The 15,710-nt window shown below is 70.4% G+C and carries 14 protein-coding genes; 7 read left to right on the top strand and 7 right to left on the bottom strand.

The window, feature by feature from the left end; genetic code table 11:
- Window positions 1-230 precede the first annotated feature (230 nt).
- The 3 genes from ACZ7M3_RS02460 to ACZ7M3_RS02450 all read right to left on the bottom strand — a co-directional run bounded on the left by ACZ7M3_RS02460 (window position 231) and on the right by ACZ7M3_RS02450 (window position 4,491).
- A complete protein-coding gene (locus ACZ7M3_RS02460) occupies window positions 231-515 on the bottom strand; it encodes an ArsR family transcriptional regulator (protein ID WP_472060052.1) in 285 nt (94 codons plus the stop codon).
- Between the two features lie 167 nt (window positions 516-682).
- Window positions 683-2,245 (bottom strand): glycosyl hydrolase 53 family protein, encoded by a 1,563-nt coding sequence (locus ACZ7M3_RS02455; protein WP_472060051.1) that lies wholly within the window; start codon window positions 2,243-2,245, stop codon window positions 683-685.
- A gap of 224 nt (window positions 2,246-2,469) precedes the next feature.
- Entirely contained in the window at window positions 2,470-4,491 is a 2,022-nt protein-coding gene (locus ACZ7M3_RS02450; RefSeq protein WP_472060050.1) for a beta-galactosidase, read from the bottom strand.
- Between the two features lie 186 nt (window positions 4,492-4,677).
- Here ACZ7M3_RS02450 and ACZ7M3_RS02445 point away from each other — a divergent pair, with 186 nt between their 5' ends.
- From ACZ7M3_RS02445 to ACZ7M3_RS02420, 6 genes are all read left to right on the top strand, one after another.
- The gene (locus ACZ7M3_RS02445; protein WP_472060049.1) at window positions 4,678-5,997 is read left to right on the top strand and encodes an ABC transporter substrate-binding protein; all 1,320 of its coding nucleotides are present in this window, start codon (window positions 4,678-4,680) and stop codon (window positions 5,995-5,997) included.
- Entirely contained in the window at window positions 5,994-6,917 is a 924-nt protein-coding gene (locus ACZ7M3_RS02440; protein ID WP_472060048.1) for a carbohydrate ABC transporter permease, read from the top strand. The genes ACZ7M3_RS02445 and ACZ7M3_RS02440 overlap by 4 nt, the downstream gene beginning before the upstream one ends.
- Window positions 6,914-7,819, top strand: coding sequence for a carbohydrate ABC transporter permease (locus ACZ7M3_RS02435; RefSeq protein ID WP_472060047.1), 906 nt, complete (start codon window positions 6,914-6,916; stop codon window positions 7,817-7,819). Before ACZ7M3_RS02440 ends, ACZ7M3_RS02435 begins: the two co-directional genes overlap by 4 nt.
- Window positions 7,816-8,847, top strand: coding sequence for a LacI family DNA-binding transcriptional regulator (locus tag ACZ7M3_RS02430; protein WP_095856255.1), 1,032 nt, complete (start codon window positions 7,816-7,818; stop codon window positions 8,845-8,847). Before ACZ7M3_RS02435 ends, ACZ7M3_RS02430 begins: the two co-directional genes overlap by 4 nt.
- A 250-nt stretch (window positions 8,848-9,097) precedes the next feature.
- Window positions 9,098-9,451, top strand: coding sequence for a VOC family protein (locus tag ACZ7M3_RS02425; RefSeq protein WP_067373204.1), 354 nt, complete (start codon window positions 9,098-9,100; stop codon window positions 9,449-9,451).
- A gap of 84 nt (window positions 9,452-9,535) precedes the next feature.
- On the top strand, window positions 9,536-9,973 hold the full coding sequence (locus ACZ7M3_RS02420; RefSeq protein WP_472060046.1) for a MarR family winged helix-turn-helix transcriptional regulator: 438 nt from the start codon (window positions 9,536-9,538) through the stop codon (window positions 9,971-9,973).
- Window positions 9,974-10,025: 52 nt separating this feature from the next.
- Here the strand turns inward: ACZ7M3_RS02420 and pqqB are convergent, their stop codons facing one another.
- The 4 genes from pqqB to ACZ7M3_RS02400 all read right to left on the bottom strand — a co-directional run bounded on the left by pqqB (window position 10,026) and on the right by ACZ7M3_RS02400 (window position 13,992).
- Complete coding sequence (gene pqqB, locus ACZ7M3_RS02415; protein ID WP_472060045.1) at window positions 10,026-10,913, bottom strand: pyrroloquinoline quinone biosynthesis protein PqqB; 888 nt, start codon at window positions 10,911-10,913, stop codon at window positions 10,026-10,028.
- A gap of 64 nt (window positions 10,914-10,977) precedes the next feature.
- Window positions 10,978-12,090: a hypothetical protein gene (locus tag ACZ7M3_RS02410; RefSeq protein ID WP_472060044.1), complete on the bottom strand. Its 1,113-nt coding sequence runs from the start codon at window positions 12,088-12,090 to the stop codon at window positions 10,978-10,980.
- Between the two features lie 88 nt (window positions 12,091-12,178).
- Complete coding sequence (locus tag ACZ7M3_RS02405; protein ID WP_351299849.1) at window positions 12,179-12,601, bottom strand: SseB family protein; 423 nt, start codon at window positions 12,599-12,601, stop codon at window positions 12,179-12,181.
- A 149-nt stretch (window positions 12,602-12,750) separates the two neighbouring features.
- A complete protein-coding gene (locus ACZ7M3_RS02400) occupies window positions 12,751-13,992 on the bottom strand; it encodes an acyl-CoA dehydrogenase family protein (protein ID WP_472060043.1) in 1,242 nt (413 codons plus the stop codon).
- Window positions 13,993-14,258: 266 nt separating this feature from the next.
- Between ACZ7M3_RS02400 and ACZ7M3_RS02395 the strand changes: the two genes are divergently transcribed.
- Complete coding sequence (locus tag ACZ7M3_RS02395) at window positions 14,259-15,521, top strand: alpha-L-fucosidase (RefSeq protein WP_472060042.1); 1,263 nt, start codon at window positions 14,259-14,261, stop codon at window positions 15,519-15,521.
- Window positions 15,522-15,710: the final 189 nt, after the last annotated feature.

Raw genomic sequence — 15,710 nt, 5'->3', positions numbered from 1 at the left:
CGCCGGGCCCGGGCCCCCGGGCACACCTCATCGCAAGTAGGGACCGTTGGCGGCATCAGCGCCGCGGTTCGGGTACGGCGGGCCCCACCGCCGCGCCGTGACACATGATCGCGGCCGCTGAACAGGGTAACGCCGACGCCGCCGCCCTCGCACACTCGACCGAGGCACGCAGTGCCCCCGCCGCCCCTCCCCCTCTTCCCTTCTTGTCGTCCCCCGCTTCCCTCCCCGCCCTACCAGCCCTTCTCGAACAGGGAGCGGACCTCGGCGATGCGGTACTCGTCGCGGTGGTAGAGCGTGCGCCGCCCGATCCTTCTCGCGCGCAGCAGCCCGACCCCGACGAGGAGGTCGAGGTGGGTGCGGGCGACGGCGTGACTCACGCCGAGCTTGGCGGCGAGGGCGGCCGCGTCGACGCCGTCGGCGAGAGAGCCGTGGCGCTCGGGCGGAAAGTGCGCGGCGGGGTCCCGCAGCCACTCCAGGATGTCCAGGCGTCGCCCCCCGACGGGAACCCTCAGCATCTCGTCCCCCTGCCCTTCGTGATGGTGGCGCTGTGTGACCACTGTCCCGCAGCCCGGGGCGGCCCGCACGGGACTTCCACGCCTTCGCGCGGCCCGGAAGTCCCCGGGACGCCACAAGGGCCCGGCCGCCTCGGCAGCCGGGCCCTCATGTCATCGACGGTGACTGATCAGCGGTGGCCGAACTGCGAGATGGCGGGCAGCGCCTTGTCGTCGAAGCCGAACAGCGCCTGGTTCTCCCAGCCGTTGCCGGACGTGGCGTCGGCCGGGTCCCAGCCGTTGCCCGTGACGGCGGTCCAGGTGGCCTCCCAGTAGAAGACACCGAGGCCGCGGCCGTTCGGGACGGCCTCCACGACGTTCATCACGTCCCGCAGCCACGCGGACTGCCCGGCGGTGGTGGCCGGGTAGCCGGAGACCAGCTCACCGGTCGTGTCGATCTGGTTGACGAGCGAGTCGTCGCTGTCGAGACGGAAGGGGTAGGCCGTCTCGGCCAGGAACACCGGCTTGCCGTAGCGCGCGGCCGCGTCGTCCAGGGTCGTCTGGAAGTCGGAGAGCGGGCCATGCCAGTAGCCGTAGTAGGACAGGCCGATGGCGTCGAACTTCACGCCGTTGGAGACCGCGTTGTCGAACCACCAGCGGGTGCCGGACAGGTCGCCGCCCTTGGCGAGGTGCAGCGCGACGGTCGTCGACGAGTTGACGGCCTTCACGGCGTCGTAGCCGGAGTTGAGGAGCCCGGCGAGCTGCGACCAGTTGTCGGTGGAGCCCTCGGACCACAGCATGCCGCCGTTGATCTCGTTGCCGACCTGGACCATGTCGGCGGTGGTGCCCTGCGCCTTCAGCGCGTTGAGGACGTCGTACGTGTGGTTGTAGACGTCCGTCTTCAGCTGGCTGTAGGAGTGGCCCGCCCAGGCGGCCGGCTTGGTCTGGGCGCCGGGGTCGGCCCAGGTGTCCGAGTAGTGGAAGTCGACCAGGAGCTTCATGCCCTGCGCCTTGATGCGCTTGGCCATCGCCAGGACGCGCGTCTTGTTGTTGTAGCCGTCGGCGGGGTTCACCCAGACCTTCAGGCGCGCGTAGTTCATACCGGCGGACTTGAGGATGGCGAGCGCGTCACCGGTGGTGCCGGAGCTGGTCTTGTACACGCCGCCGAAGGCCTCGCTCTTGGCGAGGGAGGAGATGTCGGAGCCCTTGACGGACAGCCCGGTGGCGCTGCCGGAGGTGAACGTCAGGTCGTCGACGTTGATCCAGTTGCCCGCGTTGGCATCGGAGTTGATGCTGATCGTGCACTGGTTGCCGGTCACCGCGACGGGGACGACGAGGTGTATCCATCCGCTGCTGGAGACCGGCAGGTCGGTGCGCTGCTCGGTGCCGCCGCAGTTCTTCAGCGCGAGGTAGGCGGAGTTCTGGCCGCCGCCCGAACGCACCCAGGCGGTGAGACGGTAGTTGCCGTTGGTCAGTCCGGAGAGGTACTGGTACGTCTCCACCTTGTAGGCGGCGGAGGAGTACTGCGTGAGGCGGTAGCTTCCGCTGTGGCCCCCGGCCTCCACGTAGGAGGCGCCGGTGTCGCCGTACTCCGACCAGCCGCTGGGCGTGGCCGTTCCGGCGCCGTCGGCCTCGAATCCGGCGTTGGTGAGGGTGCTCGCCGCCTGTGCCGTCTGCGCGGGCAGGGCGGTGAGGGCCAGCCCGGCCGCGAGCGGCAGCAGCAGGGTCCTGAGTGTGCGTCTGGGATGGAACATCTTCGTCCGTCGTCCCTTCGACGTGATGGGAAAGGGGGTGCCCCCGGAGTGGCTCTGGGAGGCGACCCCTCCGCCCGCGGCTCTCGTGGCACTCACGGGCGGAGGGGAGTTCGGCTCGGCCGCAGGGTCCTGAGCCCGGCGGCGGTCGGGTGAGGCGTGGAGTCGTACGACGAGGACGGCGGTCGGCTCAGCCGTCAAGCCGTAAGACCCCGAAAGCGGTCGGCTCAGCCGTCGAGCCGTACGACCCGGACGGCCCCCGCGGGCAGCACGAGGCGGCCCGCGGCGCGTTCGCCCGTCAGCAGCTCGGTGCCGGCCGCGTCCAGCGGCACCTTGGCGTCCGACGAGGTGTGGTTGATCGCGAACAGGAAGGTGCCCGACTCACCGCTGCGGCGCACCACTTCGACATCGCGGGGCAGGTCGGCGCGCGGCGCGATCCGCGCGTCGTCGGACGCCCAGCCGATCAGGGCGTCCAGGCCCTGCGCGCCGAGGCGGGTGGAGACGTACCAGGCGGAGCCCTCGCCGAGGCGGTGGCGGGTGACGGCCGGCCGGCCCGCGGTGAGTCCGTCGGCGTACGTCCACACGGTCTCGGCGCCGCGCGGCACCACGAACTCGGTCCAGACGTCCCCGGTGAGCTCGGAGCCGTCGGGGCCGGTGATCCGGACCCGGTCGTCCTTCAGGAGCGGTGAGAACTCCTCGACGGTCAGGCCGAGCACGTCCCGCAGCGCGCCGGGGTAGGCGCCCTCGTGCACGGCGTCGTGCTCGTCGACGATGCCGGAGAAGTACGAGACGACGAGGGTGCCGCCGTGTCCGACGTACTCCCTGAGGTTGTTCCCGGCGGCCTCGGTCATCAGGTAGAGGGCGGGGACGACGACAAGGGGATAGGCCGACAAGTCGGCTTCCGGGTGGGCGAAGTCGACCGTGAGGTGGCGGTCGTAGAGCGCCTCGTAGAACGCGTCGGCGCGCTCGCGCGGGTCGTGGTCCGCGCTGGGGCGCCAGTCGAGGGTCTGCGCCCACCAGGAGTGCCAGTCCCACAGCACGGCGGCGTCGGCGACGGTGCGGCTGCCCTTGACCGAGGTCAGCGACTCGATGGACGCGCCGAGTTCGACGACCTCGCGCCAGACCCGGGAGTCGGTGCCGGCGTGCGGCAGCATCGCCGAGTGGAACTTCTCGGCGCCGCGCCGGGACTGCCGCCACTGGAAGAACATGGCGCCCTCGGAGCCGCGTGCCACGTGCGCCAGGGAGTTGCGGGCCATCTGCCCCGGGGACTTCGCCGGGTTGCGGGGCTGCCAGTTGACGCCGGACGTGGAGTGTTCGAGCAGCAGCCAGGGGGCGCCGCCCGCGACGGAGCGGGTGAGGTCGGCGGCCATCGCGAGGTTGACGTGGGTGCGGCGGCCGTCGGTGATCAGGTAGTGGTCGTTGGTGACGAGGTCGACCTCGCGGCCCCAGGCCCAGTAGTCGACGGAGTCGCACTGGCTGAGGGCGGTCATGAAGTTCGTGGTGACCGGGATGCCGGGGGCGAGGCGGTGCAGGATGTCCCGCTCGGCGACGAAGTTCTCGCGCATGGTCTCGTCGGCGAAGCGCTTGTAGTCCAGGGCCTGGGCCGGGTTGCCGACGGTGGGGGTCACGCGCGGCGGGTTGATCTGGTCGAAGTCCGCGTAGCGCTGACCCCAGAAGGCGGTGCCCCAGGCCTCGTTGACCGCGTCCACGGTCCCGTACGTGCGGGCCAGCCAGCGGCGGAAGTGGGCGGCGCAGGACGCGCAGTAGCAGGCCGAGACGGGGACGCCGTACTCGTTGTGGACGTGCCACAGGGCGAGCGCGGGGTGGTCGGCGTACCGGGTGGCGAGGGCGGTGGTGATGCTCGCCGCGGCGGCACGGTAGTCGCTGTTGCTGTGGCAGATGGCGCCGCGCGAGCCGAACTCGTAGCGGGTGCCGTCGGCGGCCACCGGCAGCGCCTCGGGGTGCTCGCGGTAGAACCAGGCGGGCGGCGCGACGGTCGGGGTGCCGAGGTCGGCGCGGATGCCGTTCTCGTGCAGCAGGTCGAGCAGTCGGTCCAGCCAGCCGAAGTCGTGAGTCCCCCGAGCGGGTTCGAGCAGCGCCCAGGAGAAGATCCCGACGCTCACCGTCGTGACCCCCGCCTCGCGCATCAGCCGGACGTCCTCGTGCCAGACGCTTTCCGGCCACTGCTCGGGGTTGTAGTCCCCACCGAAGGCGAGCCCGGTGAGGCCCTTGGGTGTGGTCTCCGGCATGGATCTTCTCCCGTTTAATCGATCATTTGGGAACGTGCACACACTCGATCAGCGGCGCGAGCCCAACATAACCGCACAGCAACAACCATTGACAAGTGTCCGGGATGTTTCTCTACTGTGAACGCTCACAGAAGCATGGCACGGTCGCCGCAGCAGGCGGGGACCCAGGTCAGGGGAGAAAGATCCATGCCAAACACGAAGCTGCGTCGCCTCGTGGCCACCTCCATCGCCGTCACGCTCGGCGGCACCGCACTCGCCGCCTGCGGCTCGTCGGACGACAAGAGCTCGTCCGAATCGGGCCCGGTGTCCCTGACGTACTGGTCCTGGGCTCCGGGCATGGACAAGGTGGCCGACCTCTGGAACAAGGGGCCGGGCAAGCAGCAGAAGATCACGGTCACGGTGAAGAAGCAGGCGTCGGGCGACACGCTGGTCACCAAGATCCTCACCGCGCACAAGGCGAAGAAGGCCCCGGACCTGGTCCAGGCCGAGTACCAGGCGCTGCCGACCCTGGTCAGCAATGACGCGCTCGCCGACATAGCGGGCGAGTCGAAGGACGCGAAGAGCAAGTTCGCCGACGGTGTCTGGCAGCAGACGACTCTGGGCTCGGACGCCGTGTACGCGATCCCGCAGGACATCGGCCCGATGATGTTCTACTACCGCCAGGACCTCTTCAAGAAGTACGGCCTGACGGTTCCCACGACCTGGGAGCAGTTCGCCGAGACCGCCCGCGCGCTGAAGAAGAAGGCCCCGGACAAGGACCTGACCACCTTCTCCGCCAACGACTCCGGCCTCTTCGCGGGTCTCGCCCAGCAGGCGGGCGCCACGTGGTGGACCTCCTCGGGCGACAAGTGGAAGGTCGGCATCGACGACGCGGCGACGCGGAAGGTCGCCGACTTCTGGGGCGGCCTCGTCAAGGAGGGTGCGATCGACAACCAGCCGATGTACACGCCCTCCTGGAACAAGGCGCTGAACACCGGCAAGCAGATCGCCTGGGTCAGCGCGGTCTGGGCGCCGGGCACCCTCACCACCGCGGCCCCCGACACCAAGGGCAAGTGGGCGATGGCCCCGCTGCCGCAGTGGGACGGCAGCACGGACGTCACCGGCAGCTGGGGCGGCTCCTCGACGGCCGTCACCACGGACTCGCAGCACAAGGCGGCCGCCGCGAAGTTCGCCACCTGGCTGAACACGGACCCGCAGGCGGTGGCCGCGCTGGCGAAGGAGGGTGGCATCTACCCGGCCGCCACCACCGCGCAGACCAGTGACGCCTTCTCCCAGCCGCCGGCGTTCTTCTCCAACCAGGCGGACTTCTACCCGAAGGCCGCGGAGATCGCCAAGACCACCGCGCCCTCCGCCTGGGGCCCGAACGTGAACGTCGCCTACACGACCTTCAACGACGCCTTCGGCGCCGCCGCCAAGGACAAGTCGGACTTCGGTGCCGCCCTGAAGAAGATGCAGGACGCCACGGTGGCCGACCTCAAGAAGCAGGGCTTCGGGGTCGCTCAGTGACGACGGCACGTCGGAAGTCGTACGGGGTCAAGGGGGCCCCGTACGCTTTCCTCCTCCCCGCGACGATCCTCTTCGCCCTCTTCTTCGCGCTGCCCATCGGCTACGCGCTCTGGCTGAGCCTGCACAAGGTGCAGGTCAAGGGCCTGGGCCTGGGCTCGGGCGCCCGCAAGGAAGTCTGGGCGGGGCTGGAGAACTACAAGGACGCCCTCTCCGACTCCGAGCTGCTGAGCGGCGCGGTGCGCGTGGTGGGCTACGGGGCCATCGTGATCCCGGTGATGCTGGGCCTCGCGCTGCTGTTCGCGCTGATGCTCGACGCGGACAAGGTGCGTCTGGCCCCCTTCACTCGGCTCGCGATCTTCCTGCCGTACGCCATTCCCGGCGTCGTCGCCGCGCTGCTGTGGGGCTTCCTGTACCTCCCCGACGTCAGCCCCTTCTACTTCGTGCTCGACAAGTTGGGCATGCCGCAGCCGAACCTGCTGGACGGCGGACCGCTGTATCTCGCCCTGTCCAACATCGCGGTCTGGGGCGGCACCGGCTTCAACATGATCGTCATCTACACCTCGCTGCAGGCCATCCCGGCCGAGGTGTACGAGGCGGCGAAGTTGGACGGCGCCACGCCCCTGCAGATCGCGCTGAGGATCAAGATCCCGATGGTGGCGCCCTCGCTGGTGCTCACCTTCTTCTTCTCGATCATCGCGACGCTCCAGGTGTTCAGCGAGCCGACCACCCTCAAACCTCTCACCAACTCCGTCTCCACGACCTGGAGTCCGCTGATGAAGGTGTACCAGGACGCCTTCGGCAAGGGCGACATCTACTCGGCCGCGGCGGAGGCGGCGATCATCGCCGTCGTCACCCTGCTCCTGTCCTTCGGCTTCCTGCGGGCCGCGAACTCCCGTAACAAGCAGGAGGAAGCACGATGAGTTCTCTTGCCGTACGCAAGGCCGCACCGGCCGCGGGTACCACCCCCGGCACCGCCCAGGGCCCGCCCCTGCGCCGCCGTGTCGACTTCGTGCCCACCCTGACGCTGCTGCTCGGCGCGCTCTACTGCCTGCTGCCCGTCGCGTGGGTGCTGATCGCCGCCACCAAATCGGGCCGTGAGCTGTTCTCGACCTTCACGTTCCTGCCGGGCTCCGGCTTCACGCAGAACGTCAAGGACCTCAACGCCTACCGCGACGGGATCTACTGGAAGTGGATGGGCAACTCCGCCCTCTACGCGGGCCTCGGCGCCCTCCTGTCGACGGCCGTCTCGGCGCTCAGCGGCTACGCCCTCGCGATCTACCGCTTCCGGGGCCGCGAAACCGTCTTCGGCGTCCTGATGGCGGGCGTGCTCATGCCGCCGGTGATCCTGGCGATCCCGCAGTACCTGCTGCTGGCCAAGGCGGACCTCACGGACTCGTACGCGTCCGTGCTGCTCCCCCTCATACTCTCCCCGTACGGCGTCTACCTCGCCCGGATCTACTCCTCCGCGGCCGTGCCCGGTGACGTGGTCGAGGCCGGACGGATGGACGGGGCGAGCGAGTGGCGGATCTTCACCCGGATCGCGCTGCCGATGATGGTGCCCGGACTGGTGACGGTGTTCCTCTTCCAGTTCGTCGCCGTGTGGAACAACTTCCTGCTGCCGTACATCATGCTCAGCGACGACGAGAAGTTCCCGATCACGTTGGGTCTGTTCACACTCCTCGAACAGGGCTCCAACACCCCGGCGCTGTACACGCTGGTGATCACCGGCGCGCTGCTCGCGATCGTTCCGCTCATCGCCCTCTTCCTGGTCATCCAGCGGTTCTGGAGCCTCGATCTGCTCTCGGGAGCCGTAAAGTCGTGACCATGACCAACGCGGGGGGCCGGCGCAGACCGCCGACGATCCATGACGTCGCGCGGGAGGCGGGCGTGTCCCGGGGCACGGTGTCCCGGGTGCTCAATGGCGGGCACTACGTGAGCCCCGCGGCGCAGGAGGCGGTCAACGCCGCCATCCGCAGAACGGGCTACGTCGTGAACCGGCACGCCCGGTCACTGATCACCGGCCGCTCCGACTCCATCGGCTTCCTGCTCACCGAACCGCAGGAGAGGTTCTTCGAGGACCCGAACTTCAACGTCCTGCTGCGCGGCTGCACACAAGCACTCGCCGCGCACGACATTCCCCTCCTGCTCATGCTCGCCGGCACCGAGGACGAGCGGCGGCGCATCACGCGGTACATCACCGCGGGCCACGTCGACGGAGTGCTGCTGGTCTCCAGCCACTCGGGCGATCCGGTCGCCGAGCAGCTGCGCGAGGCGGGCGTGCCGCTGGTCGCCTGCGGCAAGCCCATAGGGCTCGGCTCCAAGGTGAGTTACGTCGCCGCCGACGACCGCGACGGCGCCCGGGACATGGTCAAGCACCTGGTCTCCCTGGGCCGTCGCCGCATCGGGATGGTCACGGGTCCGCTCGACACCCCGGGCGGTGTCGAGCGGCTCGCGGGCTACCGGGAGGTGCTCGCCGAGGCGGGCATCGAGGCCGACGACCGGCTGATCACCTCCGGCGACTACAGCCGGGCCAGTGGTGAGGCGGGCGCCGAGCAGCTCCTCGAGCGTGCCCCGGACATGGACGCCGTCTTCGTTGCCTCCGACCTGATGGCACAAGGCGCGCTGACCGCTCTGCACAAGGCGGGCCGCCGGGTCCCGGAGGACGTCTCGGTCGGCGGCTTCGACGACTCCACCGCCGCGATCTCGGCGACACCCGCCCTCACCACCATCCGGCAGCCGTACGACCGCATCAGCACCGAGATGGTCCGCGTCCTGCTCGCGCAGATAGGGGGCGAGGAGCCGGCGGCGGTGATCCTGCCGACGGAACTGGTACGACGCGACTCGACCTGAGCCGCACCCTCGACGCCTGGGGCCTGTCCGGCGGATCAGGTCGGAGGAAAGCAACGGCGCCTCATCAGCGCAGGTGAGCGGGGTCTGGTGCGTCCAGCTGCAAGGCGGAGGAGGGCGTGCCGGACCCCGCGTCTGCGGCATGATCCGCCGGACAGGCCCCAGGAGCCGGGACCGGTCAGGATTCGAGAAGCCTCCCGGCCCTCCCCCGCCCTACCGTGAAAGCACCGGAACACACCACGGAGGAGTCACCATGACCGCAGGGCTGAAGACCATCATCTACCCCGTCAAGGACCTCGCACGGGCGAAGGCCCTGTTCGGCGCGTTGCTCGGTACGGAGCCCTACGCGGACACCGCGTACTACGTCGGATTCAAGGACTCCGGGCAGGACGTCGGCCTCGACCCCAACGGTCACGCCAAGGGGATGACCGGACCGGTCCCGTACTGGCACGTCGACGACATCCGGGCGACGCTGGCGGCCCTGCTGGAAGCCGGGGCCGAGACGCTCCAGGACGTCCAGGACGTGGGCGGCGGCAGGCTGATCGCCTCGGTCAAGGACACGGACGGGAACCTCGTCGGGCTCCTCCAGGACGTCTCGGCCGACTAGGGCCCGTCGGGTGGCCCGCCTGGTCGATGCAACCGCACTAGTTGCACACTCAATAAAACCCTGGACCTCTGTTACCGTGCACATATGGCAGTGAACACGGCGAGCGAGGCCCGGCTCGAGGACCGGTGGCGGGACATCCTGGCGGTGCACGCGCGCACGATGTGCGAGATCGACCGCGCGCTGCACCCGCACGGTCTGGGCGCGAGCGACTTCGAGGTGCTGGACATCCTCGTCTCGAGCGAGCTCGCGCACGAGGGCGAGCACTGCCGGGTGCAGAACATCGCCGACCGTGTCCATCTGAGCCAGAGCGCCCTGTCCCGCCTGATCGGGCGGCTGGAGAAGGACGGCCTGGTGGAACGCACCGTCTGTCTCGAGGACCGGCGCGGTGTGTGGGTCGCGCTCACCCGCAAGGGACGCGACCTGCACACCGAGGTACTCCCCCTGCAACGCGCCGTGCTGGCCCGCATGCTGAACGCCACCGACGACAACACCGCGGATGGGCGCCCGCCGCGGACCGGCTGATGTCACCGCCACCCCGCGTCTCCGCCGTGATCGGCCGGACAGGTCCTAGCCTCTACACCACGAACTCCGTCCCGTCCGGCAGCACTTCGACCCCCGCTGCGCTCACCCGCGCACGGGCGTCCGAGTCCGGGTCGAGCAGCGGGTTCGTGTTGTTGAGGTGCGTGTAGATCCGTCGGGGGCCGCGATGGCGGGCGAGGGCCGCGAGGCTGCCGCGCGCGCCCGCCACCGGAAGGTGCCCCATCGCGGCCTGCCGCCCGCCCCGCGAGCGCACGGCCGTGCCCATCTCGTCGCGCGCGTAGAACGTGCCGTCGAGCAGTGCGCAGTCCGCCGAGGCGAGCAGGTCGTCCAGCTCCGGGGTCCAGGCGCCCAGACAGGGCGCGTACAGGAGCACTCCGCCGCCTGCCAGGTCCTCGATCCGGTACGCGGTCACCCAGCGGTCGTCCGGGGCGGGGCCGGCGACGTACTTCGGGGCTTTGGGACCGACAGGGTGCGCGGTGACGACCAGACCGCCGGACAGCACGAACCCGCCCTCGGTCAGGCTGTCCGCCCACTGCCAGGGGGCGTAGCGGTCGAGCAGGTCACGCAGGGGGGCCAGGGTGGCGAGGACGGGCGGTGCGGCGTAGACCTTGAGCCCGGCGCCGCCGCGCAGCACGGTCAGCCCGGCGACATGGTCGGCCTCCGCGTCGGTCAGGAGCACACCCCGTACGGGTGTGTCCCGTGGCCCCGGTCCGGGTGCGAGCGCGGGGGTGGTGGTCAGTTGCGTACGGATGTCGGGCGAGGCGTTGAGCAGCCACCAGTCACGGGAGTTGCCGCTCAGGGCGACGGACTCCTGGGTCCGCGCGGGCAGTTTTCCGTCGCGGGCGGCCGCGCAGAGCGCGCACGCGCAGTTCCACTGTGGGAAGCCGCCACCGGCGGCCGTACCCAGCAGGACGACTTTCAAGGGGACTCCCATCCCTGCGCATCGAAACCGTACCCGGGGGATCTTCCCCACTCGGCGGCCAGAACTACGCGGCGGCCGGGGGCAGTTCGGGACGATCTTCGCCGGGGCGCCGGTCCGCGGGGCGTGCGGGCGGGATCGGTGTCCAGGGGAAGTCCCGCGGCCCGGTCCACAGCGCCGGGACCGCGTCGCCGCGGCGGCACAACTCGAAGGCGATCGCCTCGTAGTTGACCCGCCAGCCCTGGAAGTGCGGCCACGCCTGTTCGGCCGTCCGCTCGGCGGGGAAGCCGGCCGCCTCCAGCATCGCGACGGCCGCGTCGAACTCCAGGTAGGTGAGCTGGATCGGGGTCTCGGGCGCGGGGTCGGTGTCGTACGGGAAACGCAGGGAGCGGGCGATGTCGCGCAGTGCGGTGAATCCGGCGCGCAGCATCAGGCGGGCCTCGGGCGGGGCGCTGCTCGGGGTGAGGGCGAGTTGCATGGCGGCCGCGTCCATGACGGCGACGAGGGCGACGATCCAGCTGCGGTAGGGCCGCGGTGAGCGGAACGCGAGCAGGACGGGGTACGTGGAGTGGCTCTCGCCGATGTCGGAGGCGAGCCGTTCCCAGGAGCGGTACAGCTCGGGCAGCGCGGTCTCGGTGTCGACCAGCCACTGCCGGGCGAGGATCTCCGGTCCCCAGGCGGGTTCGCCCGCGCGCGACTGGAGCAGGGTCACCTCCAGCTCCCGGCGGTTGTAGGCGGCGTACAGGGTGGGCAGGTAGGCGATCTGGAGGGCGATCACGACCGGTCCGGTGACGGCGGCGATGAAGTCCACCACGGACAGGTGCAGTCGGTCGCCGCTGGCGAAGCCGAGCGTGAACAGGCTGGAGCCCGCCTCCCGGACCGATTGGGTCCAGGTCAGCGAGGAGATGGCGTGCAGCAGCAGCCCGAAGCCGATCAGGGCGCCGCCGAGCCAGCTCACGAGCGTGCCCATCAGCATGAGCGGGGCGAGCCAGGTCTGTGCGCGGTCGATGGCGCGGTAGCTGCCGCCGGGGGCGGCGAGGCGCAGCAGGAAGCGCAGGGAGCGCCACCAGCGGTTCACCATCGAGGAGTACAGCCCGCGGGGCACGACGAGGGTGCGCAGGATGCTGGCGAACACCAGCAGCAGGAGCAGGCCGCCGGCCACGCCCGAGATCCATTTCATGCGGTCATTCTCACGTCCGGCGCGGACGTCTTCAGCGCAACGGATCTCGTACGGCGCGAACGCGGCCCGCGGCCCGCACGTCGAACGGTCAGGCCCGCGGCCGGACCAACAGGTTGCGAACGCCCTCGGAGGTGAGGGTCAGGCCGTTCGGCGAACTCGGGTCGATGGTGAGCGACAGATCACCGGTCGGCCATTGGGAGGCGAGCGCGCCCAGCGGAACCAGACGGTAGCGGGAGACGAACGGCAGCAGTTCGGCCATCGCCGGCTCCGAGGTGAACACCGGCACCACCTGCTCCCCGCCCGGCTGCTCCAGCACGGGCAGCGCCACGGCGGCGGGGTCGCGCACGTCCTCCTCGCTCGCGTCGTCCGGCACGGGGACCAGCACCTCGCTGTCGGCCAGGGTGTCCAGCGCCAGCGGGTTCTCGGTGTTCTGCGCGAGTGCCTTCAGTGCCTCCTGGGCCGGTGTCGTGGCCGTCGGCAGGTAGTGATGGTTGTTCGAGGGTGTGTCCATTGGCAGATCCCAGGTAGTGACGGACAGGCCGCCCGGGGCGGGACTCGCCCCGGGCGCGGCTCCTGTCGCGCGTACCCACTCGCGGCCGGGGCAATCCCCGCCCCTGCCCGCCGGCGCTCACGAGATCGAGAGACCGGGAGATCAGGGCATCAGGAGATCAGCGGGATGTCGTCCGACGGCAGGCCGAGGCGGTCGCGGCCGACACGGCGGGCCAGCGGTTCGGCCATCGTGGGGCCGAGGTGCGACCAGATCGTGGCGGCGTCCCGGAAGTAGCGCTGCATCCGCGCGCCGTCGCGGGCGTGCCGGGAGCCCGCCGTGCGGAAGAGGATGCCCTGGAGCGCGTCCCAGGCCAGGCGCCCGGCGGTGACGAAGACGAGCGCGAGCCGGTTGTCGACGGCGGTCGTGAAGGGAGCCCGGCCCGACACGTTGTCGCAGCAGGCCTCCATCCAGTCGTCGGCGGTGGCCCGCAGCGCCGCGTCCGCCGTACGGATCGCGGCCAGCGCCTCCCCCAGGTGGCGCTGGTAGTCGTGGAGGTCGGCGCGGGTGCGGCCGGGGTCCAGGACGAGCGGGCGTTCGGCGATGATCCGGGCGTACTCGTCGGCGGCCGCGTACGCGGTGCCGATCATGAGGGCGGCCAGCTCGCCGTGGAAGAAGCTCGCCGCGCGCCCCGCGTACATGGGATGGCCGTGCAGCTTCGAGCCGAGGGAGCCGCCCTCGACGGGCAGGTCGAGCAGGCTCGCCTCCCGGGTGAAGTGCGTGGGGATGCGGGCCTCGTCGAAGCGGATGCTGTGGGAACCGCTGCCGCGCAGGCCGAGGACGTCCTGCCAGTCGTCGAGCAGGGTCCAGGCGGAGCGCGGCGCCACGAAGAGCACGAGCGGCCCCGGTGGGTCCTCCGGCTTCTCGGGGGCGCGCAGGGTCTGACCGACGTAGTGGGTGGAGTACGGGGAGCCGGAGGAGTAGGACCAGGTGCCGTCGAGGATCACATGGCCGTCGCCGTCGGGCCGCGCCACCCCGATAGGGGTCGCGGTGGAGGCGGCCCTGAAGTCGCCCTCGTCGCCGAAGAGTTCGTCCTGTGTCTTCTCCTCGAAGACCGAGGCGACCTGGAGGACATGGGCGGCGGTGAGAGACAGGGCCCAGCCGGTGGAGGGGCAACCGCGCGCGACCTCGGTCACGACGCGGTAGAAGGTCGGCAGGCCGAAGGCGTACCCGCCGTACCTGCGCGGCTGCAGCATCCGGTAGAAACCGGCGCGCAGGAACTCCTCGTGGGTGTCCTTGGGGTAGATCGTCAGCCGCTCGGTCTCCGGCTGCCGTTCGAGCAGCGCGGGCCGCATCGCCACGGCCCGCTCGATCACTTCGCGTTCGGTGAGTTCCGGTTCGGGAACGGTGATCACGGGGCCTCCTGACAGGCGGGACTGTCCGTACGTGCGGCTATACCAGTGATTGAACACGCAGATCCGTCACGGTGTACCACCGGATAACGCCAAGTACGAGGATCCGTACGCCGGTTGAAGCGTCGACCTGCCCGCCCGGAGGCGCGAAGGGAGCGCCTTTCCCGCCCGTCCGCCAGGGCTTCGAGGTGATGGCCATGGTGAAAACGAACCAGTATTGGTGACCGGGACCCACGCGCCCGGCGGACCCCGCCGCCTACCGTGGGCACATGCCGATGCAACCCTGGTTTCCGGACGCCAAGCTGGGCGTCTTCATCCACTACGGTGTCTACGCCGTGGGCGGAGCGGCCGAGTCCTGGTCGTTCTACACGGGTGAGGTGACCCACGAGCAGTACATGAAACAGCTCGAAGGCTTCACCGCGTCGAAGTACGATCCGGACGCCTGGGCCGAGCTGTTCGCCCGCATCGGCGCCCGGTACGCGGTCCTCACCACCAAGCACCACGACGGCGTCGCCCTCTGGGACACCGGCCACCGCAGTCTCGACGTCGTCCGGGACACCCCGGCCGGCCGGGACCTGGTCACGGGTTTCGTCGACGCGCTGCGCGAGCGGGGGCTGAAGGTCGGGCTCTACTACTCGCACTCCGACTGGAACCACCCCGACTACCCCAGCATCCGGCACGTGAGGCCGGGTGAATCGCCGAGTCCCTACTCGCACGCCGAGCCCGGCAAGGAGGACCCGGCCGCCTGGGAGCGCTACCTCGCCTATCGCGACGGCCAGGTCGGCGAGTTGATGGACCGCTTCCGCCCCGACCTGCTCTGGTTCGACGGCGAGTGGGAGCGCACCGAGGAGCAGTGGCGGATGGACGAGCTCGCCGAGCTGATCCTCGCGGGCAATCCCGACGCCGTCCTCAACGCGCGGATGCTCAGCCACGGCGACTACGCCACCCCTGAGCAGGGCACCCCGCTGCAGGCTCCGGAGGGCCCGTGGGAGCTGTGTCTGACGATCAATGACTCGTGGAGCCACCGGCCGCAGGACTGCGACTTCAAGTCGGTGCGCCAGCTGGTGCGCTACTTCACCGAGACGATCGGCATGGGCGGCAATCTGCTGCTCGGCGCCGGGCCCCGCGAGGACGGGACCATCCCCGAGGAGCAGATCGAGCGCCTGGAGGGGCTCGGCGCCTGGATCGGACGGCACACGGACGCGGTGTACGGGACGGTCGCCGGGCTGCCCGCCGGGCACCACTACGGTCCCAGCACGCTCTCCGCCGACCGGCGCACGCTGTACCTGATCTGCTTCGACGCACCCCGTGACAACGTCTCGCTGCGCGGCCTGCGCAACGAGGTCAAGCGCGTCACGGTCCTGGGCACCGGCACGGAACTGGGCCACCACGTCACCGGCGGCCTCGACGCCGTCCCGGGCGTGACCTGGATCGACGCGCCCGCCGCGGCCGACCTCGACGAGTACGCCACGGTCCTCGCCGTCGAGCTGGAGGGCGAGCTGGACCTCTACCGGGGCACCGGCCGCGACTGACGGAGGCACCCCGTCAAGGGAGTGCGGCGGCAGAACGGGGTCCGCCGGGCCGACGCGATGATCGCTGCGGTGGTGCTGACCATGGGCGTACCTTCCCGGTGTGCTCGCCGTTCGCTCGGAGAGAGGGCGGAACGGCCCACCGGGATGCCTGGGGGCGGTGGCTGTTCAGGTGACGTTCAGGTCGGGGGA

It is taken from the genome of Streptomyces sp. NPDC111656, from assembly GCF_055656965.1.
This window is presented reverse-complemented; position numbering and strand designations above follow the sequence as displayed.